This is a genomic window from Pseudomonas sp. SMN11 (genome assembly GCF_052041945.1).
Classification (GTDB): Bacteria; Pseudomonadota; Gammaproteobacteria; order Pseudomonadales; family Pseudomonadaceae; genus Aquipseudomonas.
This window is the reverse complement of record NZ_JBKGGW010000028.1, coordinates 57,776-82,743: the sequence shown is the minus strand read 5'-3', so window position 1 is coordinate 82,743 and position 24,968 is coordinate 57,776. Positions and strand designations below refer to the sequence as shown.

Sequence of the window (24,968 nt, the reverse complement as noted above, 5' to 3'; positions counted from 1 at the left end):
TGAAGCCCTGGCGATTGCCAACGACACCGAGTTCGGCCTCGGTGCCGGCGTGTGGACCCGCGACATCAACCGCGCCTACCGCATGGGCCGCGGCATCAAGGCGGGCCGCGTATGGACCAACTGCTACCACCTGTACCCGGCGCATGCCGCGTTCGGTGGCTACAAGAAGTCCGGTGTCGGCCGTGAAACCCACAAGATGATGCTCGACCACTACCAGCAGACCAAGAACCTGCTGGTGAGCTACGACATCAACCCGTTGGGCTTCTTCTAAAACAGGGCACTGGGGCCGCCGGCTGGCGGTCCCAAGCGCTCTGGCTCGCTTCCTGCAGTAACCCATCACCATCGGCCCGGAACCCTTCCGGCCACCAAGAAAAAGAACAGGTGAACTATGCCAAGCGATCATTCCGCCGGTGCGCCGGCAGGGTCTTCCGTCGACTTCGAAAAAGTCGGGTCGGACTATTTCCAGCAACGTGAACTGAAAAAAGGCGCCGCCGGCTGGGTACTGCTGGTGGGCCTGGGCGTCGCCTACGTGATTTCCGGCGACTATGCCGGCTGGAACTTCGGCCTGGCCCAGGGTGGCTGGGGCGGCATGTTCCTCGCCACCTTGCTGATGGCCACCATGTATCTGTGCATGTGCTTCTCGCTGGCCGAACTGTCCTCGATGATCCCCACTGCTGGCGGCGGCTACGGCTTTGCCCGCAGTGCCTTCGGCCCATGGGGCGGCTTTCTGACCGGCACGGCGATCCTCATCGAATACGCCATTGCCCCCGCCGCCATCGCCACGTTCATCGGTGCCTACTGCCAGTCACTGTTCGGCATCGGCGGCTGGATGATCTACCTGGCGTTCTACGTGGTCTTCATCGGCATCCACATCTTCGGCGTGGGTGAAGCGCTGAAGCTGATGTTCATCATCACCGCCATCGCGGCCATCGCCCTGGCCGTGTTCCTGGTGGCCATGGTGCCCCATTTTGATGCAGCCAACCTCTTCGACATCGCCAAAACCGACGCTGCCGGCGCTAGCAACTTCCTGCCGTTCGGCTACGTCGGCGTGTGGGCGGCGATCCCTTATGCCATCTGGTTCTTCCTCGCCGTTGAAGGCGTGCCGCTTGCCGCCGAAGAAACCAAGAACCCCAAGCGTGACCTGCCGCGCGGCCTGATTGGCGCGATGCTCGTGCTGTTGGCCTTCGCCCTGCTGATCCTGGTGGTCGGCCCTGGCGGTGCGGGCTCCGAAGCGCTTAAGGCGTCCGGCAACCCGTTGGTCGAGGCACTGGCCAAGGCCTATGGCGGTTCCACCTGGATGGGCAGCTTCGTCAACTTGGTGGGTCTGGCCGGCCTGATCGCCAGCTTCTTCTCGATTATCTATGCCTATTCGCGGCAGATCTTCGCCCTTTCCCGCGCCGGCTACCTGCCGCGCAAGCTGTCGGAAACCAACAAGAGCAAGGCCCCAGTCATGGCGCTGGTGATCCCCGGCATCATCGGCTTCGCCCTGTCGCTGACCGGCCAGGGCGACCTGCTGATCCTGGTGGCGGTATTCGGTGCCACACTGTCGTATGTGCTGATGATGGCTGCACACATCACCCTGCGTATCCGCCGACCGAAAATGGAACGCCCCTACCGCACTCCGGGCGGCATCTTCACCTCGGGCCTGGCGCTGGTGCTGGCCTGTATCGCGGTGGTCGCGGGCTTCCTGGTCGACCCACGGGTGGTGATTGGCGCTGCGGTGATCTATGCGGTACTGATTGCCTACTTTGCGTTCTACAGCCGCCACCACCTGGTGGCGGGCACACCGGAAGAGGAATTCGCCGCGATCCAGAAGGCCGAAGAGGCCCTGCACTGATCGCCGCCACCTGCCGCGGGCCAGCCCGCGGCTCTGGAGAGTCTGTATGGCAAGTTTCGTACACACGGTAGGCCATCTGGTCTATCGCTTCGACAGCCTCAAGGAAGTGATGGCCAAGGCCAGCCCAGCCCGTTCCGGGGACTTCCTGGCCGGTGTCGCCGCCAGCAATGACGGCGAACGGGTCGCCGCGCAGATGGCCCTGGCCAACATCCCGCTCAGCCATTTTCTCAATGAAGCGCTGATCCCCTACGAACAGGACGAGATCACCCGGCTGATTGTCGACACCCACGACGCCCAAGCTTTCGCCCCGGTCAGCCACCTGACCGTCGGCGGCCTGCGCGACTGGCTGCTCGGCGATGAAGCCAACGAACAGAGCCTGCGCGCTCTCGCCCCAGGGCTGACCCCGGAAATGGCCGCGGCCGTATCGAAGATCATGCGTGTGCAGGACCTGGTGCTGGTGGCGCAGAAGATCCGCGTGGTCACCCAGTTCCGCGGCACCATGGGCCTGCGCGGGCGCCTGTCGACCCGCCTGCAGCCCAACCACCCGACGGATGAGCCGGCCGGCATCGCCGCCAGTATCCTCGACGGCCTGCTCTACGGCAACGGTGACGCCATGATCGGCATCAACCCGGCCACCGACAGCATCGCCTCGATCTGCGCCCTGCTGGAAATGCTCGATGCCATCATCCAGCGCTACGACATCCCAACCCAGGCGTGCGTGCTGACCCACGTCACCACCTCGATCGAAGCGATCAACCGCGGCGTGCCGCTGGACCTGGTGTTCCAGTCGATCGCCGGCACCGAGGCGGCCAACGCCGGCTTTGGCATCAACCTCAACGTGTTGCAGGAAGGTTACGAGGCCGGCTTGTCGCTAAAGCGCGGCACCCTCGGGCAGAACCTGATGTATTTCGAGACAGGCCAAGGCAGCGCGCTATCGGCCAATGCCCATCACGGTGTCGACCAGCAGACCTGCGAAACCCGCGCCTACGCCGTGGCTCGCCACTTCAAGCCGTTCCTGGTCAACACGGTGGTCGGTTTCATCGGCCCCGAGTACCTGTACAACGGCAAGCAGATCATCCGCGCCGGCCTGGAAGACCACTTCTGCGGCAAGCTGCTCGGTGTGCCGATGGGCTGCGACATCTGCTACACCAACCACGCCGAAGCCGACCAGGACGATATGGACACCCTGCTGACCCTCCTGGGCGTGGCCGGGATCAACTTCATCATGGGTATCCCCGGCTCCGACGACATCATGCTCAACTACCAGACCACGTCATTCCACGACGCGCTGTATGCGCGCCAGACCCTCGGCCTGAAGCCCGGGCCGGAATTCGAAGCCTGGCTGCATCGCACCGGCATCTTCACCCAGGCCGATGGCCGCGTGCGCTTTGGCGACAACCTGCCGCCGGCATTCCGCCAGGCGTTGGCGCAGCTGGCATAAGAGGTGACCATGGCAGACCGTACTCCACCCTCCAATCAGGAAAGCCCTTGGCTGGCGCTGCGCAACCTGACCCCGGCGCGTATCGCCCTTGGCCGCTGCGGTACCAGCCTGCCCACCAGTGCGCAACTGGACTTCCAGTTCGCCCACGCCCAGGCCCGCGACGCCGTGCACCTGGCGTTCGACCACGCCGCCCTGAGCGAACAGCTCAAGGACCGTGGCCAGGACAGCCTGGTGCTGCACAGTGCCGCCAGCGACCGCCACCAATACCTGCAACGCCCCGACCTGGGCCGGCGGCTGAACGAAGATTCCGCCGACCGCTTGCGCCAGCTTGCCCAGGCCAACCCCGATGGCGTCGACCTGGCCATCGTGGTCGCCGACGGCCTCTCGGCCCTGGCCGTGCACCGCCATACCTTGCCGTTCCTGGCCCGCTTCGAGGAGCAGGCCGCTAGCGATGGCTGGACCCGCGCCCCGGTGGTGCTGGTAGAGCAAGGCCGAGTGGCGGTGGCGGATGAAGTGGGCCAACTGCTCGGTGCGCGCATGACCGTGATGCTGATCGGCGAACGCCCGGGGCTAAGTTCGCCAGACAGCCTGGGCCTGTATTTCACCTATGCACCCAAGGTCGGCCTGACCGACGCCTATCGCAACTGCATCTCCAATATCCGCCTGGAAGGCCTGAGTTACGGCATGGCGGCCCATCGCCTGCTATACCTGATGCGCGAAGCCTGCAGGCGACAGCTTTCCGGTGTGAATCTGAAGGACGAAGCCGAGGTCCATAGCATCGACAGTGAAAATGCTCCCACCCAGCGAGGCAATTTCCTGCTCGGTGAACGTTAAAGAACATGTAACGGAAGGCGGATTGCGCTGATGGCCAGCATTGGGGCAGCATGCCCATGAAAGCTGCAGGCATTCCGCTGTTTCCCCAAATGGACTCTGAGGGCCGCACATGCGCATCATCAAGGCAACCCTGGAACACCTCGACCTGCTCACCCCGCTGTTCGTCAGATACCGCGAGTTCTATGGGCAGCTCCCTTATCCGGACAGTTCGCGCAAGTTTCTGCAAAAGCGCCTTATGCGCAGTGAATCGATCATCTACCTGGCTTTGCCGGTTGACGATGACAGCAAATTGCTTGGTTTCTGCCAGCTTTATCCGAGCTATTCATCGCTGTCGCTGAAGCGGGTGTGGATTCTCAATGACATCTTCGTGGCCGAAGACTCACGGCGCATGCTGGTAGCTGACCACTTGATGCGCGAGGCCAAGAAGATGGCCAAGGAAACCAATGCGGTGCGCATGCGGGTTTCGACCAGCGCCAACAACGAGGTGGCGCGCAAGACCTATGAGTCGATGGGCTTTCGCAAGGATACCGAGTTCGAGAACTACATTCTGCCGATCAATCCGGACTGACCCATACAGGCCCTTTCGCAGGGCAATTCGGCTCGCCGCACCGCCGCTCCCACAGGATTTTCACAGGCCCAGTGATTACATGGCGCCTGTGGGAGCGAGTTGCCTTGCGAAAGAGCCGGTACGGGTCAACGCAGTAACCCCCCGCTACAAACTCCCCGGGCAGGTTTGCTACATCGCCGTATAATGCCCCTCTGTTGCGTGGGAAATTTCACTCCCACGACAGGAAAAGATGCCGACACCCAGGGCATAGCCCGTCATCGCGTGCCCGTATAGGCGGGTCAAGAACACAGGTGCTGTACATGGAATTCAACCCGCTGGATTTAATCCTGCATCTCGATGCCTACCTCGATCTGCTGGTGACCAATTACGGCCCCTGGATCTACGCGATCCTGTTTGCCGTGATCTTCTGCGAAACCGGTTTGGTGGTGATGCCGTTCCTGCCGGGCGACTCACTGCTGTTCATCGCCGGCGCCGTGGCCGCCGGTGGCGGCATGGACCCGGTTCTGCTGGCGGGCCTGCTGATGGCCGCTGCCATCCTTGGCGACAGCACCAACTACATCATCGGCCGCACCACGGGCGAAAAACTGTTTAGCAACCCCAACTCGAAGATCTTCCGCCGCGACTACCTGCAGCGCACCCACGAGTTCTATGAGCGCCATGGCGGCAAGACCGTAACCATGGCGCGCTTCCTGCCGATCCTGCGCACCTTCGCCCCGTTCGTGGCCGGTATCGCCCACATGCACTACCCGCGCTTCCTCAGTTTCAGCGTGGCAGGTTCGCTGCTGTGGGTCGGCGGCCTGGTGACCCTGGGCTACTTCTTCGGCAACGTGCCGTTCATCAAGCAGCACCTGTCGCTGATGGTGGTCGGCATCATCGTGCTGTCGCTGGTACCGATGATCCTCGGCCTGCTGCGCAGCCGCCTGGGCCGCACCGCCAAGGCCCACTGACAGCCGACATGTGGTCCTTCAGCGCCTGGCGGCGCAAGCGCACCCTCGCGCGCTACCCGATCGAGCCAGGGCAATGGCAGGTGATCCGTGATCGCCTGCCAATGCTCGATGGCATCAGTGAAGCGGAAGACCAGTGGCTGCGCGAAGCCTGCATCCTGTTCCTGCTCGACAAGCACCTGACCACCCTCCCCGGGGTCGAACTGGACGACGAGCAGCGCCTGTTTCTTGCCGCCCAGGCGCAGCTGCCATTGCTGCACCTGGGCGAGTTGAACTGGTACCAGGGGTTCCACGAGATCATCCTCTACCCCGACGACTTCAAGAGCCCGCAACGCCACCGCGATGCCAGCGGCGTGGAGCACGTGTGGGATGCCGAGCACAGCGGCGAAGCCTGGCAACAGGGGCCGATCATCCTGGCCTGGGCCGGGGTGCTGGCCAGTGGTGGCTGGGAGGCCTACAACCTGGTGATCCACGAACTGGCGCACAAACTCGACATGCTCAATGGCGATGCCAACGGCCTGCCGCCGCTGCACCCAGGCATGCACGTGGAAGACTGGGCTGCAGCCATGCAGCAAGCCTATGACGACCTCAATCGCCAGCTCGACGCCGACCCCGACGCCGAAACCGCCATCGACCCCTACGCTGCGGAAAACCCGGCGGAGTTCTTCGCCGTCACCAGTGAGTACTTCTTCAGCGCTCCCGACGTGCTGCAGCAGGCTTATCCACAGGTGTACCAGCAGCTGTCGCTGTTCTACCGGCAGAACCCTCTCGAGCGCCTGCTCAAGCTGCAGGGCGGGCACCCGGATTACCGCGAAAGCCACGCCTGATGCGGCCGCACATCCGTCCGCACGTGGCATGGCCTGGCGGAATGTGCCTATAATCGCCGCCACTTTTTTGATCAAACACGGGGGCACTGCCCAATGAGCTACAGCAAGATTCCGGCTGGCAAAGACCTGCCGAACGACATCTACGTCGCCATCGAGATCCCGGCCAACCACGCGCCGATCAAGTACGAAATCGACAAGGACAGCGACACCCTGTTCGTTGACCGTTTCATGGCCACCCCGATGTTCTACCCGGCCAACTACGGCTTCATCCCGAACACCCTGGCCGACGACGGTGATCCGCTGGACGTGCTGGTCGTGACCCCCTACCCAGTGGCTCCAGGCTCGGTCATCCGTGCCCGTCCGGTCGGCGTGCTGAACATGACCGACGACGGCGGCGGCGACGCCAAGGTCATCGCCGTCCCTCACGACAAGCTGAGCCAGCTGTACGTCGACGTGAAGGAATACACCGACCTGCCAGCCCTGCTGATCCAGCAGATCGAGCACTTCTTCGCGAACTACAAGGATCTCGAGAAGGGCAAGTGGGTCAAGATCGAAGGCTGGGAAGGCGCCGACGCCGCCCGCGCCGCGATCACCAAATCGGTCGCTGCCTACAAGGGCTGATACCGCTTTGCATAAGAAAACCCGCCTCGGCGGGTTTTTTTTGGGCGATGCTGAGGGCAGGTAAAAAATCCTACGCAGTCCTACACATTGGCCCTACATCCAGGCCTTTTTCGCACCGTTCACGTCAACATCACGTTCATTTCGCTACTGGCAACCGGCCGCTACACTCGGCCTCATGAACAGATCCGGTGACCGACTCAAGGCACTCCTCCGGGAATGTGGCCTGACCCCCGCAGACTTCGCTGCCCAGCGCCGCGTCACGTCGCAGCACATCAACAACTGGTTCACCCGCGGCATTCCGATTGCCCGCCTCGATGAAATGGCCGAGTTGTTCTGTGTACAGCGTCGCTGGTTGCAAACGGGCGAAGGCCCCAAGCACCCGCATTCGCTTCTGCGCATTTACGCACCACAGGCAACGCCGATAGACGCATTCGGCGCGTCACCGGACCGGCCTGTCCCGCTGGTGCAAGTGCCCTTCCATGTGCTGCGCAATGGCCAACTCATCGCGCTCGACAATCACCACCTGGCAATGCCGGCACCTGCACTGGAGGCATTGGCCGTACCGGTGGAGCATGCCATCTGCATGACCATGCCTGCCGCCAACATGGGGCCGTGGATCCCGCGCGATGCCATCCTGGCGATCGACCTCAGCTACACCCAGGTGGTTGATGGCGAGATCTATGCCCTGCTGCACAATGGCAGGCTCAGGGTGAACAGCCTGAGCCTCGGCCACCAAGGCACCCTGTGCCTGCACAGCCACAACCGGCGTGAGGTCGTTGAGCGCTATACACCATTGCAGCGCAAGGCGCAGAAACTGGAGGTAATCGGCTGGGTGTTCCATTGGTCGCATTACCGCCAGCGACGCCCAGGCTGACACACACTGTGCCATTTTTTGCTGGGCATACCGCGCCAGCCCTTGTATGCTACGCGGCACATTCAGCCCCGGCCGGCACAAGCCGCGTTCCAGAGGGCTCGGCGACGCTCCACACGACCGTTTGCCATCTCTTTCAGGCCCTTTGCTGGCCGCACAGTTAAGGCGGTTGCGACTTACCATAAATTAGTCGGAACCGTCCCCGAGAAGCCGGCCACAAGCCGGCTTTTTAATGCCTGTCAGTTTGTTCGCCATGATATTTGCATCGCTTGTGAGACCGAGCGCCGCGCGGGCGGCGCTCGATCTAATAGGCGCTGAAGATGTTGCGGCATGCACCTGGCAGCCCTGACGCGCCTTCAATCTCGGCCCATCAATGCCTCATGCCCAACTCGGCATCATCCATCAGCGCCTTGGCCATCGCGCTCAGGTAATGCGAGGCCCAGATCAGCATAGGTTTCTCGTCCATCAAGCCGAGGATGGTCAGCTCGCGCACATAGCCCATCAGTTCAGAGGCTTGCTCGCGGGCGTCGCGGCAGGGGATGCCGGGTTCGATGCGGAACAATGGGTGGGTCTGGTTTTCACCTTGGAAGAAGGCGGTCTTGCCGACGGTGCATTGGTGTCGTCTGTGGTCATTGGTCAATCTCCCTGAAAATTTGCTTTGCCTGGGCTGGCCTCTTCGCGGGGCAAGCCGGATCGCCGCACCGCCGCTCCTACACGGAGTCGCAAACCCTTGTAGGAGCGGGCTTGTCCTGCGAAAGGGCCAGACCAGTCAGCACATCACCTGAGCCTTAGTGCAAGGTCCGAGGCCCAGTGGGCATCTGCACCTGGATCAACGCCGACTCGAGCAAAGCCCGCAGCGCCTCCATCTCATGCATCGAGGCCATCATCAGGATCGACGCCGGTGACTTGGGCTGCAGGAGCAACGCCTGATGCACCACAGTCGTCGCGCACAGCGCGTAGTCGGTGGCTTGGATCAGGGTGTCTTCAAGGGAATGAATATCGTGGGGTGGATCGGGGACAATCTTAAGCATGGCGTAACCTCGTCTGTATCCGAAGAGACCACCACGCCATCACTTGCATTTGATGGGTGGCAGCTACGCGCGGGTCTGCAAGACCGGACAGACGAGAACCGGCAGATCCGAAGATCTCCCGCACGCAGCCACCATTGACCGAAGTTGCTGGCAAGTAGCAACTCGGAAAGCGGTACTGATGTCTGTACGGGCTTGCAGGCCCGGTCGCTGCTTTGGCAACGACCGGACCACACTAGGCCGCCCAGAACACCACCGCAATGGCCCAGGGGCGCTAGGAAGCTAATTCAGAAATGGACTCCAAACAACGGGAATTTTCTGAACTTAGAAGTCATACCGCGCCCCGACCATCATGCTCCGCGAAGGCCCATAGAAATTGAACGTCGAGGTCGACCCCACCCGCGACAGGTAATCGCGGTCGAACAGGTTGTTGACGTTGAAGGTCGCCGTCAGCTTCGAGGTCACCGGGTACGACAGCATCGCATCCACGGTGGCATAGCCCGGCGCATCGATACGCACGCCGCCATTCTCGGAGTAGAAATTGCTCATCGCCGACACGCCACCACCAATCGCCAGCCCGTTCAGCGGGCCCTGGCTGATGGTGTACTTGCTCCACAGCGATGCCTGGTTGCGCGGCATGATGAAGAAGGTGGTTTCGGCGTCACCCTTGACGGTGTCGGTTTCCATCCAAGTGTAGCCCGCCAGCAGTTCCCAGTTCGGCGTGAGCTTGCCGCTGACTTCCACTTCCGCGCCCTTGACCCGAGTCTTGCCGGAGGCGACCGAGAAGCCGGTGTCCACGCCATCGGCATCGTACTCGGTGCTGGCGCGGTTCTTGTCGGTCAGGCGGAAGACCGAGAGGCGGGTGTTCAGATCGCCACCGAAGTAGCTGCTCTTCAGGCCGAATTCATACTGCTCACCCTGGCGCGGCTTGAGCACACGGCCGTTGCCATCGGTGTCCGATTGGGGCTTGAACACCTGCGAATAGCTGGCGTACAGCGCGTGGTTTTCGGTCAGGTCGTAGACCAGGCCGCCATACGGCGTGAAGCGGCCATCGACGCGCTTGTTGTCGTCGACAGTCGAGCCGCTGCTCAGGGTGGTGGTGTAGAAGTCACCGCGGTACCAGCTGAAGCGGCCGCCGGCAATCAGCGCCAGGCGCTCGACCGGGCGGAAGGTGACCTTGGAGTACAGGCCGTATTCCTCTTCCTGCATGCCGGTTTCGGTGCTGTAGTTCGGCGACGGCTTGGCGAAGCGCGTCGGCGTGTAGGTGTTGACGTTGATGCTGCCCAGGTTGGTGGTGCCGTTGAGGTACTCGGTGTCGTAGTTCTTGTAGTCGGTGCCGACCACGAATTCGCTGACCTGGCCGAAGGTTTCGAACGGCTGGCTGTAGCTGGCGTCCAGCGAGTAGGTGTCCTGGGTGAAGTCACGGGCGCTGGCACGCTCGGAGTTGGCCCCGGTGGTGGCATTGGTCGCGGTGAAGGCATACAGGTAGTTGGTGTCGCGGTGCGAGCCGCGGGCGGCGACGCGGCCATAGCCACCGTTGTCGAAGCGGTGGGTCAGCTCGGCGACCAGGTCGGTGGTCTTGCCGTCGAAGTAGTTCCAGTCGGCGCCGAGGAACTTCGAATGGCTGAAATCAGGCACCTCGCCCGACAGCGTCGCCGGGTAACCGTTGTGCGGGGTGATGTTCTTCACTTCGTGGATCAGGCCGAACGACAGCTGGGTGTCGTCGTCCAGGTCGATGTCCAGCGCGCCGTAGTAGCTGTTGCTGGTGTTGGCGTTGTAATCCACCTCGCCGTTGGTGTCGTCACGCGAAGCGATGAAGCGCCCGCGCACCCGGCCGGCATCGTCCAGCGGCCCGCTCAGGTCGATTTCTTCGTGGTTGGTGTCCCAGGTGCCATAGCGGCCTTCGACATGGCCCTGGAATTCGGCGGTCGGGCGCTTGCGCACCATGTTGACGATGCCGCCCAGCTCGCTGGTGCTGCTGAACAGGCCGGCCGGGCCGCGCATGATCTCGACCCGGTCGAAGGCCGCCAGCGACGGCACGGTGCCGAAGATACTGGCCATGGGCGCCGGCAAGCCGTCGATGTTGAACTCACTGTACTCGTAGCCACGGGCGTAGATCGACGAACGGCCGCTGTCGTTGGTCAGGGTGCGCAGGCCGGCGGTGTACTTGGCCAGGTCATCCAGGTGCACGAACTGGCGGTCCTTGACGTAGTCTTGGGTGTACACGGTGATCGATTGCGGGATGTCCTTGAGTGCCGCCGGGGTCTTGGTGCCCACGGTGGCGGCATCGACGCTGTAACCGCCGGTCTGCTCCGAGGGCAGCATGTCGTAGAGGCGGTTGCCTTCGATGGTCAAGGCCGGCAGGTCAAGCGAATTGTCGTCTGCAGCCGCCTGGCCTGCCACCGTTTCAGCCAGTGCCGACAATGAAAACGGTGCCAGCAGCCCCAGCACCAGCCATCCCCGAACCCGTCGCGGGCTCCCCTCACCTTTGAAACCGCTCATGACACACCCTTCGCCCAAGTGATATTTAATCGCAAATGAAACAAGTTGCTTTTTGCGAACGATACCGGACGAAAAACCGGGGTGCAGCAGGATTAACCTTCTTAACACATGCCCCCGACACAGGGCGATTGCCCTTCCCCCGCCCACAATGGGATGATGGCTAACTGATACAAATTCTCATTAAAGACAAACGATGCCCACCTCTCTCCTCCTCGCCGAAGATGACGCACGCCTGCGTGAGGATCTGCAGCGCCACTTTCTCAACCGCGGTTTCCTGGTCAACGCCTGCGCCAGCGGTACCCAGGCGTTGAATACCGTGCAGCACAGCCGCTTCGACCTGGTGCTGTTGGACATCATGCTGCCGGGCATCGATGGCCTCAGCCTGCTCGATGAACTGCGCCGCCAGCATGCCGTCCCCGTGATGCTGATGTCGGCGCTGGGCGCCGAGCAGGACCGCATCAGCGGCTTTACCCGCGGCGCGGACGATTACCTGCCCAAGCCGTTCAGCCTCGCCGAGCTGGACGCCCGGGTGGATGCCCTGTTGCGGCGGGTGGCCTTCGGCCGCAGCACGCTGCCGCACAGCGAAGCCGGCCCGCTGGTCTACGACCAGTACCTGCAGGATGTGCTTCACCACGGCAAGGCGGCCGGCCTGACTGCTTCGGAATTCCGCTTGCTGGCCACGTTGAACGCCCACCCGGGCGAGGCCCTGAGCAAGCCGTTCCTGTACCAGACCGTGCTGCACCGTGCCTACACCCGCCTGGACCGCGGCCTCGATGTGCACGTGTGCAACCTGCGTCGCAAGCTGGCCGATATTGACGCCCAGCACCTGCAGATCCAAGCCGTGCGCGGACAGGGCTACATCCTGGTCGACACGGAACGCGCCTGATGCGCCGACACCCCTTGCTGTGGAAACTGGCAGCCTTGCAGGTGAGCTTCTGCCTGCTGCTGACGTGGCTGATCTGGACCTGGGGCCTGTCGGTAGAGCGCAGCACCTATTTTCTCTCCCAGGCCGACCAGGACTACCTCGCCCGCTACGCACAGCAGGCTGAACAGGCCTGGGAGCAAGGGGGGGCGACAGGCGCCGAGGCGTTCCGGCGCAAGCTCGAACACGCCGAAGACACTTGGGCGGTGCTGCTCGGGCCACACCTGCAGAGCCTCGGCACCACGCCGCTGGACGCCGAAGAGGCCAGCCACCTGACCTTCATGCGCAAACTCGACTGGCCGATGAGCCGGCGCCTGCAGGATGAACTGCCGTACGTCAGCATCGAGTTCCCGCAGCACCCCGAGAACGGCCGCCTGGTGATGCAACTGCCCGAACGCCTGCTGCCCACGGGCCTGACGCCCTGGACCCATGTCATCACCCATGGCGTCGCCCCCACGCTGCTGGCCCTGCTGCTGGGCCTGGCGATCTATCGGCAGCTGGTGGTGCCGCTCAACCGCCTGCGCGACCGCGCCGATGCCCTGCGCGCCGACGACCTGGATAGCCCTGGCCTGCCCCTGCAGGAGCGCCGCGACGAGTTGGGTGAACTGGCACAGGCCTTCGAGCACATGGCCGGGCGGCTGCGCCAGAGCCTGGAGCAACAGCGCCTGCTGCTGCGCACGCTGTCCCACGAACTGCGCACGCCACTGGCGCGCTTGCGCATCGCCCATGACAGCGAGTTGCCCCCGGCACAACTGCGTGAACGCCTGGAGCGTGAGGTGAACGACATGCAGAAGCTGCTCGAGGACACCCTTGACCTTGCCTGGATGGACACCGAGCAACCGCAACTGCCCACCGAGCCCGTGCTGATGCTTTCCGTGTGGGAGGCGCTATGCGAGGACATCTGCTTCGAAAGTGGCTGGGACCGATCACGCCTGCCCTGCTCGCTGGGCACCGACTGCCGGGTGCAGGTCCATCTGGACAGCCTGGCCCAGGCCTTGGAAAACCTGATACGCAACGCCATCCGCCATTCGCCCGAGGGCGGCCGGGTTAGCCTCGATGGCTGGCGTGACGGCGACTGCTGGCACCTGCGCCTGAGCGACCAGGGCACCGGCGTACCGCAAGCGGACCTCGAACGCATCTTCCAACCCTACCAACGTTTGCCCCACAGCGGTGCAGGCTTCGGCCTGGGGCTGGCCATCGCGCGCCGTGCCATCGAACTGCAAGGCGGTCGGCTGTGGGCCAGCAATGGCCACCCTGGCTTGTGCCTGCATGTGCTGTTGCCGATCGGCGAGGAATGTTTAGAAAGTTAATGCGCTTTACGCCCAAACAACACTGATTATCATCTGGCCTCTCCCTGCAAAGCCCTGACGAGAGGCCTGATGAGCAAGATGACCCTGTCCCTGCCCCTGTTTGTGGCACTGGCGCTGGCCGCCCCGGTTGCCATGGCGCAGCCAGCGCGTGAGCAGAAGATGGACACCTCTCTGCTGCAGCGCCAGGACCTGGCTTACCACTTCAGCCACCTCGATCTGGACTCGGCCGACGGCCAGCGTCACTACCGCCTCTGGGTCGGCAAGCCGGATCGCCCGGCGCCGGCCGCCGGATATCCGGTGCTGTGGATGCTCGACGGCAATGCCGCGCTGGGTGCACTGAATAACCAGCAACTGAGTCAGCTCGCCGCCGGCCAGGCCCCGTTGCTGGTGGCCGTGGGCTACCAGACTGACCAACGCATCGAGCGGACCGGGCGCACCTTCGACTACACCCCGGCAGTGCCAGGGCAGGCCGAGCAGCGCGATCCACTGACTGGAGAGCCCAGCGGTGGGGTGGATGCCTTCCTTGATCTGCTGACGCAAAAGATGCGGCCAATGGTGGCTGACGTGGCACCGATCAACCTGCAGCGGCAGACGCTATGGGGGCATTCCTATGGCGGTGTGGCGGTGCTGCATGCGCTGTTCACCCGGCCTGGGGCGTTCAGCGACTATGCAGCGGCAAGCCCATCACTGTGGTGGAACGACGGGGCGATCGTGCGTGAGGCGCAGGGGTTGCAGCAGCGCCTGGGTGATAGCCGGCCGCGGCTGTTGCTGATGCGCGGCAGCGAGGAGCCGGCAAACCCGCGTATGCCGGTGAAAGGTGATGTGGAGGGGCCGGCGCGGGAACTGGCAGCCGACTTAGCCAAGGTATCTGAGCTACAGGTGCGCTTCGAGCGATTCGCAGGGCTTGGGCATGGGCCGATGCTGCCGGCTTCGCTGGGTAAGGTGATTGGAGATATGTCGCGGTAATCCTGTCCCGGCCTCTTCGCGGTGTACGACCGCTCCCACAGGGGATCGCGTACGCCTGTGGGAGCGGTCGTGCCCGCGAAGAGGCCGGGACAGGTCAACCTTTCACACAGACCACCTGGCGCAGCGTGTGCACCACCTCCACCAACTCGCTCTGCGCCTTCATCACCGCGTCGATGTCCTTGTACGCCATCGGAATTTCGTCGATCACGTCCTTGTCCTTGCGGCACTCCACATGCGCCGTCGCCCGCCGCTGATCCTCCACGGTGAAGCGGCTCCTGGCCTTGGTCCGGCTCATCACCCTGCCCGCGCCATGGCTGCAGGAGCAGAACGACTCCTCGTTGCCCAGCCCCCGCACGATGAAGCTTCTGGCGCCCATGGAGCCAGGAATGATGCCCAGTTGCCCCTTCTGCGCCGACACCGCGCCCTTGCGCGTCACCAGCACCTCGCGGCCGAAATGCTGCTCGCGCTGCACATAGTTGTGGTGGCAGTTGACCGCCTCCAGGTTTGCCTCGAACGGCTTGCCCAGCAACTTGCGGGTGGCCGCGACCACCGCCTGCATCATCAATTCACGGTTGCGCCGGGCAAAGTCCTGCGCCCATTCCACCGCCTCGACATAGTCGGCGAAATGGCGGCTGCCCTCCTCGAAATAGGCCAGGTCCTTGTCGGGCAGGTTGGCCAGGTGCTGACGCATGTCGGCCTGGGCCAGTTCGATGAACAGGTTGCCGATGGCATTGCCGACACCGCGCGAGCCGCTGTGCAGCATGAACCAGACCCGGTCGGCCTCGTCCAGGCACACCTCGATGAAGTGGTTGCCGCCGCCCAGGGTGCCCAGGTGGTGGCGGTTGTTGGTCTTTTCCAGGCGCGGGTACTTGTCGGTGATGGCCTTGAAACGCCCGGCGAGCTGGCCCCAGGCTTTGTCTGCCAGGCCCGGCACGTTGTCCCAGGCACCTTGGTCGCGTTTGCCGAAGGTCTTGCCGTGGGGCACCGCCTGCTCGATGGCGCTGCGCAGGCCATGCAGTTTGTCCGGCAGGTCACGCGCCTGCAGCGAGGTACGCGCGGCGATCATGCCGCAGCCGATGTCGACGCCCACCGCGGCGGGGATGATCGCGCCGACCGTGGGGATCACGCTGCCAATGGTCGAGCCCTTGCCCAGGTGCACATCCGGCATCACCGCCAGGTGCTTGAAGATGAACGGCATCTTCGCCGTGTTGAGCAGTTGCCGGCGGGCGTCGTCTTCGACCGGCACGCCGTCGGTCCACAGTTTGACCGGCTTGCCACCGGCGACCTGGAGAATGTCCATGGAGCAGTTCCTGTTGAGCCATGCCTGCATGATACCGCCGAAGGTCGTAGAACAGCGGCTTGCCAGCAAGGTGGCACAGTGCTGTATGCTTGGCCGGTCTTCAGGGCGGGGTGAAAGTCCCCACCGGCGGTAAATCGAAAGATGAGCCCGCGAGCGCCCCGGCCATGCCGGGGGTCAGCAGATCTGGTGCAACTCCAGAGCCGACGGTCATAGTCCGGATGAAAGAAGGCGTCAGGCAGGGGCCATTCGGGCGCCCCTGCGCGCGCATTTTGTTCGCCCCGAGACGTTCATCGATCAATCACGAGGAGCGTTTCATGTCCCCTTTGCTACAAAAAAAATTTCCCAATGTATCCGCCGCCATCGCCGCCTTCCAGGCCGGGCGCCCTGTGCTGCTGCTCGACGATGACGACCGCGAGGACGAAGCCGACATTGTCGCCGCCGCCGAGAACCTGTCGCTGCAGACCATGGCCATGATGATCCGCGACTGCAGCGGCATCGTCTGCCTGTGCCTGGACGAAGCCACGGTCGATGCCCTGCAGCTGGCGCCGATGGTGCAGAACAACCAGGCCCGCCACGGCACCGGCTTCACCGTCACCATCGAAGCGGCCGAAGGCGTGAGCACTGGCGTTTCTGCGCAGGACCGCATCACCACTATCGAAGCGGCGCTGCGTTCGACCGCCGAGCAACGCCATATCGTCAGCCCGGGCCATGTGTTCCCGCTGCGCGCGCGCGATGGTGGCGTGCTGACCCGCCGCGGTCACACAGAAGGCTCGGTGGACCTGGCACGCCTGGCGGGTTTGCGGCCGGCGGCGGTGCTGTGCGAGCTGATGAACCCCGATGGCAGCATGGCGCGGGGTGAGCAGGTGGCGGTGTATGCGCGGCAGTACAACCTGCCGGTGCTGACCATCGAGGAGCTGGCGCGGTGCCGCGAGGCCATGGTGGAGCTGGAAGCCGAGCCGGCCTGATCCCTGGGTTGCACAGCACCTGTATGAGCGGCCTTGTGTCGCGAAAGGGCCGCATAGCGGCCCCAGAATTTCAGCGCAAATGCATGAATTGCCGGGGCTGCCTTGCAGCCCTTTCGCGACACAAGGCCGCTCCTACAAATGACCGCGTTAACCGATCAGGTGGTCGGGAGTTTGCTCCCCTAGCGCCGCTCTGCTAACGTCGCGCCGTTCTGACCTGCCACCGAGACTGTCGCCATGGCCCGCAAAAAAGCCTCCATCGATTTCGAACAATCCCTCGCCGACCTGCAAGCACTGGTCGAGCGCCTGGAGAACGGCGAACTGTCGCTGGAAGACTCGCTGGCCGCCTTCGAGCAAGGCATCGCCCTGACCCGCGACTGCCAAGGTGCCCTGGCCCAGGCCGAACAGAAGGTACAGATCCTGCTGGAACGTGACGGCGAACTCGCCGCACAGCCGTTCGATGCGGAGCCAGAAGCATGATCACCGCTTACCAGGCCACCTGCCAGGCCCGTGTCGACGCGGCCCTCGAACCCCTGTTCATCGCCCCGACCAAAGAGCTGGAGCGCCTGTATGCCGCCATGCGCTACAGCGTGATGAACGGCGGCAAGCGTGTGCGCCCGCTGCTCGCCTATGCGGCCTGCGAAGCCCTTGGCGCGCCGGCCGAACAAGCCAACGGTGCCGCCTGTGCGGTAGAGCTCATCCACGCCTATTCGCTGGTCCATGACGACCTGCCGGCCATGGACGACGACGATCTGCGCCGTGGCCAGCCAACTACCCACAAGGCCTTCGACGAAGCCTGCGCGATTCTCGCCGGTGACGGCTTGCAGAGCCTGGCGTTCAGCGCCCTGCTCGACCCACGCCTGAGCCCGCAGGCCGACAACATCCGCCTGGCCATGGTCCAGGCCCTGGCCAAGGCGGCAGGCCCTGCAGGCATGGTCGGTGGCCAGGCCATCGACCTCGGCTCGGTCGGCCTGAAGCTGGACCAGCAGGCCCTGGAATTCATGCACCGGCACAAGACCGGTGCGCTGATCGAAGCCAGCGTGCGCCTGGGCGCCCTGGCCAGTGCCCGCGCCGAGCAGGCGCAGCTGGACGCCCTGCAGACTTATGCACAGGCCATCGGCCTGGCCTTCCAGGTGCAGGACGATATCCTCGACGTGGAGAGCGACACCGCCACCCTGGGCAAGCGCCAGGGTGCCGACATCGCCCGTGACAAACCGACCTACCCGGCCCTGCTGGGGCTGGAAGCCGCCAAGGCCTATGCCATCGAACTGCGCGACCAGGCGCTGGTCGCACTGCAAGGGTTTGGCGAAAATGCCGAGCCGCTGCGGGCGTTGGCACGCTATATCGTCGAGCGCCGCCACTGATTGAATGGGGCCACTTTGCGGCCCCACGTGATACCCGTCTGAATGGGCAGTATTTCCCACAATGGGGTAAACTGCCGCGTCTTCACACACCTATAACGACTCGCCTGATGCCCACGACGTTTCAAGAGATCCCCCGCGAACGCCCGGTCACGCCGTTGCTCGACCGCGCTGACACGCCTGCCGGCCTGCGCCGGCTGGCCGAAGCCGACCTGGAGACCCTGGCCGACGAATTGCGCCAGGAGTTGCTCTACACCGTTGGTCAGACCGGTGGGCATTTCGGCGCCGGCCTGGGCGTGATCGAGCTGACGATCGCCCTGCACTACGTCTTCGATACCCCGGACGACCGGCTGGTGTGGGACGTCGGCCATCAGGCCTACCCGCACAAGATCCTCACCGGGCGCCGCAAGCGCATGCTCAGCCTGCGCCAGAAGGACGGCATCGCCGCCTTCCCGCGCCGCAGCGAGAGCGAGTACGACACCTTCGGCGTCGGCCACTCCAGCACCTCGATCAGCGCCGCGCTGGGCATGGCCATCGCCGCCCGCCTGCAGAACAGCGCACGCAAGTCGATCGCCGTGATCGGCGACGGCGCCCTCACTGCCGGCATGGCCTTCGAGGCGTTGAATCACGCCCAGGAAGTCAACGCCGACATGCTGGTGATCCTCAACGACAACGACATGTCGATTTCGCGCAATGTCGGCGGCCTGTCCAACTACCTGGCCAAGATCCTCTCCAGCCGCACCTACGCGAGCATGCGCGAAGGCAGCAAGAAGGTGCTGTCGCGCCTGCCGGGCGCCTGGGAAATCGCCCGTCGCACCGAGGAGTACGCCAAGGGCATGCTGGTGCCGGGCACGCTGTTCGAAGAATTGGGCTGGAACTACATCGGCCCGATCGACGGCCATGACCTGCCGACCATGATCGCCACCCTGCGCAACATGCGTGACCTCAAGGGCCCGCAGTTCCTGCACGTGGTGACCAAGAAGGGCAAGGGCTTCGCCCCGGCCGAGGTCGACCCGATCGGCTACCACGCCATCACCAAGCTCGAACCCGCCGACAAGCCAGCTGCGCCGAAGAAGGTCAGCGGGCCGAAGTACTCTGCGGTGTTCGGCCAGTGGCTGTGCGACATGGCCGCCGCCGACAACCGCCTGGTGGGCATCACCCCGGCGATGAAGGAAGGCTCCGACCTGGTCGATTTCAGCGAGCGCTACCCTGAGCGCTACTTCGACGTGGCGATCGCCGAGCAGCACGCAGTGACCCTGGCCGCGGGCATGGCCTGCGAAGGCAGCAAGCCGGTGGTGGCGATCTACTCCACCTTCCTGCAGCGCGGCTACGACCAGCTGATCCACGACGTGGCGGTGCAGAATCTCGACGTGCTGTTCGCCATCGACCGCGCCGGCCTGGTGGGCGAAGACGGCCCGACCCACGCTGGTGCCTATGACCTGTCGTATCTGCGCTGCATCCCCGGCATGCTGGTGATGACCCCGAGCGACGAGAACGAGCTGCGCAAGATGCTCAGCACCGGCCACCTGTACAACGGCCCGGCGGCTGTGCGCTACCCACGCGGCACCGGCCCGAATGCACCGATCAGTGGCGACCTCGAACCGCTGGAGATCGGCAAGGGCGTGGTTCGCCGCCAGGGCGAGAAAGTGGCCTTGCTGGTATTTGGTGTGCAGTTGGCCGAGGCCCTGCAGGTTGCCGAGCAGATCAACGCCACCGTGGTCGACATGCGTTTCGTCAAACCGCTGGACGAGGCCTTGGTGCTGGAGCTGGCTGCCAGCCATGAGCTGCTGGTGACCATCGAGGAAAACAGCATCATGGGTGGCGCCGGCGCTGCCGTGGGCGAGTTCCTGGCCCAAGAGGGCGTGGTCAAGCCATTGCTCCACCTGGGGCTGCCGGATATTTATGTCGAACATGCCAAGCCGGCGCAGATGCTGGCCGAGTGTGGGCTGGATGCGGCTGGCATCCAGGCTTCGGTCAACGCTCGAATGGCCAAGCTCGGCCTGTAGGGCCTATTCGCGGGCAAGCCCGCTCCCACAGGTAACCCACCGCCCTCAAGACCGGTGATGACCATGTGGGAGCGGGCATGCCCGCGAATGCTATGGAACTGCACATGAAAAAATCCGCCTGTGCCGCGCTACTCTGCGCGCCTACACTCCTGCTGGCCGCCGAACGCGACGACGCCCTGAAGCTCCCCGACATCCTGATCAGCGCCAACCGCCAGGTCGAATCGCGTACCGCCACCAGCGCCGCCAACACCGTCTTCACCCGCGCCGACATCGACCGCCTGCAACCCGGCAGCGTGACCGACCTGCTCACCCGCGTGCCCGGTGTGCAAGTCGCGCCTACCGGAGGCCGTGGCAGCCTGCCGGGCATCTTCATCCGTGGCACCAAGACCGCCCAGAGCCTGGTACTGGTCGATGGCGTGCGCATCGCCAACGCCACCTCCGGCGACAGCGGCTTGCAGTTTCTCGATATCGACCAGATCGAACGCGTCGAAGTGCTGCGTGGTTCGCGCTCGGCGGTGTATGGCAGCGATGCCATCGGCGGGGTGATCCAGATCTTCACCCGCCGCAGCAACGGCCCCGGCCTGCAGCCACGCCTGCGCGTGGCGGCGGGCAGCAACCAGACGTTCCAGCGCAGCCTGGGGCTGTCCGGCGGTGACGATGCCACCCGTTTCAACCTCGGCGCCAGCCTCGATGAAACCGCTGGCATCGATTCGACCGGCCCGTCGTTTGCCAGCGACGGCGACCACGACGCCTACCGCAACCAGTCGCTGAACCTGAGCCTGAGCCATACCTTTGGCGAGCGCTTCGAAGCCGGCCTGAACCTGCTCGACAGCCGCGGCCGCAGCGAATACGACAACCCGTTCGGCCGCTTCGACCCGGTCAACTTCGAGAGCTTCGGACAAAAGCCCTACACCGACTTCAGCGTCAGCAGCCTGGGCAGCTATTTTGACGCACAGCTCAACGATGTCTGGCATTCGCGCCTGGAACTTGCCCACAGCGAAAACCGTGACGACAAGCGCGACAAGCTCAGCGACGAGCGTTTCGTGTTCAACACTTACCGTGACCAGGTCACCTGGCAGAACGACCTGTCGCTGGCCGAGCGGCACAACCTGTTGCTGGGTGGTGACTGGTACGAAGACCGTGTGCACGGCAGCACCGACTTTACTGAAGACAGCCGCTGGAACCGTGCGGCTTTCATCCAGCACCGCTACAGCGGTGAAAACTTCTCCACCGAGCTGGGCGTACGGCACGACGAGAACCAGCAGTTCGGCGGCCAGACCACCTGGAGTGGCAGCCTCACCATACCGCTGAATGCCCGCAATGACGTGCTGCTGTCCTACAGCGAAGGCTTCCGCGCCCCGACGTTCAACGACTTGTACTACCCGCAGTTCAGCAACCCGGACCTCAAGCCCGAGCGTTCGAAGAGCTATGAAGTACAGTGGCGCAGCCAGTTGACCCACGACAGCCGCCTGGAGACCTCGCTGTACCGCACCGACCTGCGCGATGCGATCATCTTCGGCCAGGACTCGATTCCACAAAACGTCGCCTCGGCGCGTATCAACGGCCTGGAAATGGCACTGGACCAGCAATGGGGCGAATGGCGCAGCCAGCTTGGCCTGGCGCTGATCGACCCACGCGACCGCGACAGTGGCCATACCCTCGCCCGCCGCGCCCGGCGCACCCTGAGCCTGGACCTTGATCGCCAGTTCGAACGTTTCAATGTGGGCGCCAGCTGGCAGGCCGTGAGCGCCAGCTATGACGACGAAGCCAACCGCAATCGACTCGGCGGCTACGGCTTGCTGGGCCTGCGTGCAGGCTGGCTGGCAACCGAGGAACTGAAGCTGGAAGTGAAGCTGGATAACCTGCTGGACAAGGACTACAGCCGGGCGCTGTACAGCTTTGACGGAGCCAGCTACGGCTACCGCGAAGAAGGCCGCACTGCGCTGTTCAGCGTCACCTGGACGCCGGCACTCTAGCCGCCAGCAGCGCGCACAGGCGGGCGGTGGCTTCGATCATCTGCCCACTGGGCCGCTCCAGGCCCCTGTCCGGCACCACCAGCAAACCCTCGCCGGCCACCGCGCTCAGCCGTGGCCAGGCCTTCCAGCTCGCCAGCTGCGCCTCATCACCCGCCAGGATCACCTGCGGGTCACGCATCAGCACCGACTCGACACTCACCTGCGGTGCCGGCTGGCTCAGATCGGCGAAGACATTGCGCGCCCCGCACACCGACAGGGCATCGCTGACCACCTGCCGCCCGCCAAGGGTATACAGCGGCCGGTCCCATACCTGGTAGAACACCCGCAACGGCTGCTCGCGCCGGTACTGCTGGCGCAGCTGCTGCAAGCGCTCGCGCAGAGCCTGCACGTACAGCCGGCCTTGCTCGCCCTGCCCGACTCGCACGGCAATCGCCTCGATCTGGTCGATCAGTTGATTCAGGTCGTGGGGTTCGGCGCTATAGGTGGCAATGCCCAAGCGCTTGAGCTGGTCGCGCTGGGCGGGTGCCACGCTACCGGGCCAAAGCAGCAGCAGGTCAGGCTTGAGGCTGAGCAGGGTTTCCATGTCCAGCTGGCCCTGGCGCCCCACCGAAGGCAGCCGTTGCAGCGCTTGCGGTCGCTCGCCGCCGTCGAGCACGCCCACCAGCAGGTCATCGGCGTGCAGTTCGAGCATGATTTCGCTCATCGACGGCGCGAGGCTGACCACGCGCAAGGGCTCGCCGGCCCTCGCGGTAAGGGCCAGCAATGCCAGCAGGCAAATCAGGATACGCATCAGCCCAGCTGACGCGGGATGCGGTAGAGGTAGAGCAGCACCACAGTGGACAGCGCGAGGAGGAACTGCGGCACCGCCTCCAGCCCGACCAGCACCGACAGCGCAGCGACCCAGGCCGGGAAACAAGCGAACAACATGGCCATGCGCCGCACCCGCGCCAGCATGATCCAGGCGGCTGGCTCTTCAGCCGTGCCCAGCACCTTCGAGGTGGCGATCAGTGCCCGCTTGTAGGCGCCGAAGCGCGGCAGGCTGAGGAACATGGTCGCGGCACCAGCGATGAACAGCGGCATCGCCAGCACCGGGATCAGCGCATCGCCCCCGCCAAAGGCCCAGGCCATGACCGGCAGCGGCACCAGGCCGACCGCCAGGTACTGCCACCAGGCCAGCGCCAGGCGCCGCTTGACCTCGCCGCGGGTCACGCCTGGGGCACCTCGCCCTGGTGTTCGTTACCCAGCATGTGACCGAGCTTGCCGGCCTTGGTCGCCAGGTAGTAACGGTTGTGCGGGTTGTGCCCGGTGTGCAGCGGCACGCGCTCGGCGACCTTGATGTTCATGTCGGTCAGCGCCTTGACCTTGCGCGGGTTGTTGGTCATCAGGCGCAGCGCTTTCACACCCAGATGCTCGAGCATCGGCAGGCACATGGCGTAGTCGCGCTGGTCGGCGGCGAAGCCCAGGCGCTCGTTGGCCTCGACGGTGTCGGCACCACCGTCCTGCAGCTCATAAGCGCGGATCTTGTTCAACAGGCCAATGCCGCGGCCTTCCTGACGCAGGTACAGCAGCACGCCACGGCCTTCGCGGGCGATGGCCTGCAGTGCGGCTTCCAGCTGCGAACCACAGTCGCAGCGCTGGCTGAACAGGGCATCGCCGGTCAGGCACTCGGAGTGCAGACGCCCCAGCACCGGCTCGCCGTCGGCGATATCACCCAAGCTGAGCACTACGTGCTCACGGCCAGTGGCTTCGTCGAGGAAGCCATGCATGGTGAAGATCGCAAAGGGAGTCGGGAGTTTCGAGGCGGCAACAAAGACGACGGGCACGTTGTGCTCCTGGATAAAGTAGGAAATTTCTCGTGAGCCGATTGTATCAGCAGGTCGCCGCGTGTGCGCTCGTTGAATACCGTAGCTTAAGATCGAAAAGTTCGATGCTTAGTCATACGGCCCTACAGCGGTTTGCTGTCCGGAGTGAAGGGATAGGGCTGCTTCCAGTGCTCGAAAATCGGCTTCAGCTCGCCACTGTGCACCAGCTCGGCCATGCGTTTGTCGAACAGGTCGCACAGGGCTTTGGCGTGCTCGTTCCTGGAGAACGCCAGGTACAGCGGCAGCTCGGCCACATGGGTGCTGCGAAAACGCTCCGGCTGCGAGGCCTGTCCGAGCACGTAGTCGACTTCGGTCTGCGCATCGATGTAGAAATCCACCCGCTCATGTTCGAGCATCGGCAGGATGCCTTCACGGCGCTGGATTTCTCTGAAGTTGTTCGCGTTGGGCAGGTAACTGCTGTAGTCGTAGCCGCGTACCCAGGCCAGGCGGTACTGGCCGACGGTGGCCAGAGTCGGCACCGGCTTGCTGGCCAGGCCCAGGGCATAGATGTGGTCCATGTCGAAATGCCAGCGTGGGTAGAGGTTTTCGTCGTTTTCTTCCTTGTACGACCCGACCCAGGCGTCCGCCTCGCCACGCTTGACCAGGCCAACCGCGCGGCTGTACGGCGCACTCTGGGTCACCACCTTGACTCCGGCAGGCTCGAACACCTTGCGCAATACATCCCAGGCCACACCGCTGCCATCGGCATTGGTGTAATCGATCCACTCTTCGCTGACCAGATGAATCTGCTTCGGTAGCGCATCGGCCGCCATCGCCCAAGGGGCAAGGCTCAGCATCATTGCCAGCAGCACAGTCCTTATGGCCATCGA

Annotated in this window: 24 protein-coding genes, 1 pseudogene and 1 riboswitch; of the genes and pseudogenes, 17 read left to right on the top strand and 8 right to left on the bottom strand. The window is 64.0% G+C overall.

What is annotated here, in order from left to right; translation table 11 throughout:
• From ACLEJU_RS21010 to ACLEJU_RS20970, 9 genes are all read left to right on the top strand, one after another.
• Positions 1-271 (top strand): aldehyde dehydrogenase family protein (locus ACLEJU_RS21010; protein WP_440128001.1); only part of this gene is annotated, 271 nt, incomplete at its 5' end.
• A 117-nt stretch (positions 272-388) separates the two neighbouring features.
• Positions 389-1,837, top strand: coding sequence for an ethanolamine permease (eat, locus tag ACLEJU_RS21005; protein ID WP_435424814.1), 1,449 nt, complete (start codon positions 389-391; stop codon positions 1,835-1,837).
• A gap of 46 nt (positions 1,838-1,883) precedes the next feature.
• Positions 1,884-3,278, top strand: a complete 1,395-nt coding sequence (locus ACLEJU_RS21000) for an ethanolamine ammonia-lyase subunit EutB (protein WP_435424813.1) — start codon at positions 1,884-1,886, stop codon at positions 3,276-3,278.
• Positions 3,279-3,287: 9 nt separating this feature from the next.
• Complete coding sequence (gene eutC / locus ACLEJU_RS20995) at positions 3,288-4,112, top strand: ethanolamine ammonia-lyase subunit EutC (protein WP_435424812.1); 825 nt, start codon at positions 3,288-3,290, stop codon at positions 4,110-4,112.
• Between the two features lie 109 nt (positions 4,113-4,221).
• Positions 4,222-4,680: a GNAT family N-acetyltransferase gene (locus ACLEJU_RS20990; RefSeq protein WP_103448810.1), complete on the top strand. Its 459-nt coding sequence runs from the start codon at positions 4,222-4,224 to the stop codon at positions 4,678-4,680.
• Between the two features lie 299 nt (positions 4,681-4,979).
• On the top strand, positions 4,980-5,627 hold the full coding sequence (locus ACLEJU_RS20985; RefSeq protein WP_435424811.1) for a DedA family protein: 648 nt from the start codon (positions 4,980-4,982) through the stop codon (positions 5,625-5,627).
• Positions 5,628-5,635: 8 nt separating this feature from the next.
• Positions 5,636-6,451, top strand: coding sequence for a zinc-dependent peptidase (locus ACLEJU_RS20980; RefSeq protein WP_435424810.1), 816 nt, complete (start codon positions 5,636-5,638; stop codon positions 6,449-6,451).
• Between the two features lie 93 nt (positions 6,452-6,544).
• Positions 6,545-7,072 carry an inorganic diphosphatase gene (ppa, locus tag ACLEJU_RS20975; protein WP_003255365.1) on the top strand — a complete coding sequence of 176 codons (528 nt, stop codon included), beginning with the start codon at positions 6,545-6,547 and terminating at the stop codon, positions 7,070-7,072.
• A gap of 175 nt (positions 7,073-7,247) precedes the next feature.
• Entirely contained in the window at positions 7,248-7,946 is a 699-nt protein-coding gene (locus ACLEJU_RS20970) for a LexA family transcriptional regulator (protein ID WP_435424809.1), read from the top strand.
• A gap of 367 nt (positions 7,947-8,313) precedes the next feature.
• Here the strand turns inward: ACLEJU_RS20970 and ACLEJU_RS20965 are convergent.
• The 3 genes and pseudogenes from ACLEJU_RS20965 to ACLEJU_RS20955 form a co-directional block, all read right to left on the bottom strand.
• Positions 8,314-8,576 (bottom strand): annotated as a pseudogene (locus ACLEJU_RS20965) (DUF3077 domain-containing protein).
• 155 nt (positions 8,577-8,731) lie between these two features.
• Positions 8,732-8,974, bottom strand: a complete 243-nt coding sequence (locus ACLEJU_RS20960) for a hypothetical protein (protein WP_435424808.1) — start codon at positions 8,972-8,974, stop codon at positions 8,732-8,734.
• 321 nt (positions 8,975-9,295) lie between these two features.
• The gene (locus ACLEJU_RS20955) at positions 9,296-11,473 is read right to left on the bottom strand and encodes a TonB-dependent siderophore receptor (RefSeq protein ID WP_435424807.1); all 2,178 of its coding nucleotides are present in this window, start codon (positions 11,471-11,473) and stop codon (positions 9,296-9,298) included.
• Between the two features lie 193 nt (positions 11,474-11,666).
• Here ACLEJU_RS20955 and ACLEJU_RS20950 point away from each other — a divergent pair, with 193 nt between their 5' ends.
• The 3 genes from ACLEJU_RS20950 to ACLEJU_RS20940 all read left to right on the top strand — a co-directional run bounded on the left by ACLEJU_RS20950 (position 11,667) and on the right by ACLEJU_RS20940 (position 14,671).
• On the top strand, positions 11,667-12,359 hold the full coding sequence (locus tag ACLEJU_RS20950; protein WP_435424806.1) for a response regulator transcription factor: 693 nt from the start codon (positions 11,667-11,669) through the stop codon (positions 12,357-12,359).
• A complete protein-coding gene (locus tag ACLEJU_RS20945; RefSeq protein WP_435424805.1) occupies positions 12,359-13,705 on the top strand; it encodes a HAMP domain-containing sensor histidine kinase in 1,347 nt (448 codons plus the stop codon). The genes ACLEJU_RS20950 and ACLEJU_RS20945 overlap by 1 nt, the downstream gene beginning before the upstream one ends.
• Positions 13,706-13,774: 69 nt before the next feature.
• Complete coding sequence (locus ACLEJU_RS20940) at positions 13,775-14,671, top strand: alpha/beta hydrolase (protein ID WP_435424804.1); 897 nt, start codon at positions 13,775-13,777, stop codon at positions 14,669-14,671.
• Between the two features lie 94 nt (positions 14,672-14,765).
• Here ACLEJU_RS20940 and ACLEJU_RS20935 read toward each other — a convergent pair whose 3' ends face one another.
• Positions 14,766-15,971, bottom strand: coding sequence for an RtcB family protein (locus tag ACLEJU_RS20935; protein ID WP_435424803.1), 1,206 nt, complete (start codon positions 15,969-15,971; stop codon positions 14,766-14,768).
• 92 nt (positions 15,972-16,063) lie between these two features.
• Positions 16,064-16,205, top strand: a riboswitch (FMN riboswitch).
• A gap of 80 nt (positions 16,206-16,285) precedes the next feature.
• Here ACLEJU_RS20935 and ribB point away from each other — a divergent pair.
• The 5 genes from ribB (at position 16,286) to ACLEJU_RS20910 (ending at position 22,276) form a co-directional block, all read left to right on the top strand.
• Entirely contained in the window at positions 16,286-16,936 is a 651-nt protein-coding gene (gene ribB, locus ACLEJU_RS20930) for a 3,4-dihydroxy-2-butanone-4-phosphate synthase (RefSeq protein WP_435424802.1), read from the top strand.
• A gap of 234 nt (positions 16,937-17,170) precedes the next feature.
• The gene (locus tag ACLEJU_RS20925; RefSeq protein ID WP_008092375.1) at positions 17,171-17,413 is read left to right on the top strand and encodes an exodeoxyribonuclease VII small subunit; all 243 of its coding nucleotides are present in this window, start codon (positions 17,171-17,173) and stop codon (positions 17,411-17,413) included.
• Positions 17,410-18,297, top strand: a complete 888-nt coding sequence (gene ispA / locus ACLEJU_RS20920) for a (2E,6E)-farnesyl diphosphate synthase (RefSeq protein WP_435424801.1) — start codon at positions 17,410-17,412, stop codon at positions 18,295-18,297. The genes ACLEJU_RS20925 and ispA overlap by 4 nt, the downstream gene beginning before the upstream one ends.
• A 107-nt stretch (positions 18,298-18,404) precedes the next feature.
• Positions 18,405-20,300, top strand: a complete 1,896-nt coding sequence (gene dxs / locus ACLEJU_RS20915; protein ID WP_435424800.1) for a 1-deoxy-D-xylulose-5-phosphate synthase — start codon at positions 18,405-18,407, stop codon at positions 20,298-20,300.
• Positions 20,301-20,404: 104 nt separating this feature from the next.
• Positions 20,405-22,276: a TonB-dependent receptor domain-containing protein gene (locus ACLEJU_RS20910; protein WP_435424799.1), complete on the top strand. Its 1,872-nt coding sequence runs from the start codon at positions 20,405-20,407 to the stop codon at positions 22,274-22,276.
• Here ACLEJU_RS20910 and ACLEJU_RS20905 read toward each other — a convergent pair.
• The 4 genes from ACLEJU_RS20905 to ACLEJU_RS20890 form a co-directional block, all read right to left on the bottom strand.
• On the bottom strand, positions 22,254-23,066 hold the full coding sequence (locus ACLEJU_RS20905) for a cobalamin-binding protein (RefSeq protein ID WP_435424798.1): 813 nt from the start codon (positions 23,064-23,066) through the stop codon (positions 22,254-22,256). The genes ACLEJU_RS20910 and ACLEJU_RS20905 overlap by 23 nt on opposite strands.
• Positions 23,066-23,485, bottom strand: a complete 420-nt coding sequence (locus ACLEJU_RS20900) for an MFS transporter (protein ID WP_435424797.1) — start codon at positions 23,483-23,485, stop codon at positions 23,066-23,068. Before ACLEJU_RS20900 ends, ACLEJU_RS20905 begins: the two co-directional genes overlap by 1 nt.
• Complete coding sequence (ribA, locus tag ACLEJU_RS20895) at positions 23,482-24,099, bottom strand: GTP cyclohydrolase II (RefSeq protein WP_103448799.1); 618 nt, start codon at positions 24,097-24,099, stop codon at positions 23,482-23,484. The genes ACLEJU_RS20900 and ribA overlap by 4 nt, the downstream gene beginning before the upstream one ends.
• Positions 24,100-24,221: 122 nt before the next feature.
• A complete protein-coding gene (locus ACLEJU_RS20890) occupies positions 24,222-24,965 on the bottom strand; it encodes a substrate-binding periplasmic protein (protein ID WP_435424796.1) in 744 nt (247 codons plus the stop codon).
• Positions 24,966-24,968: the final 3 nt, after the last annotated feature.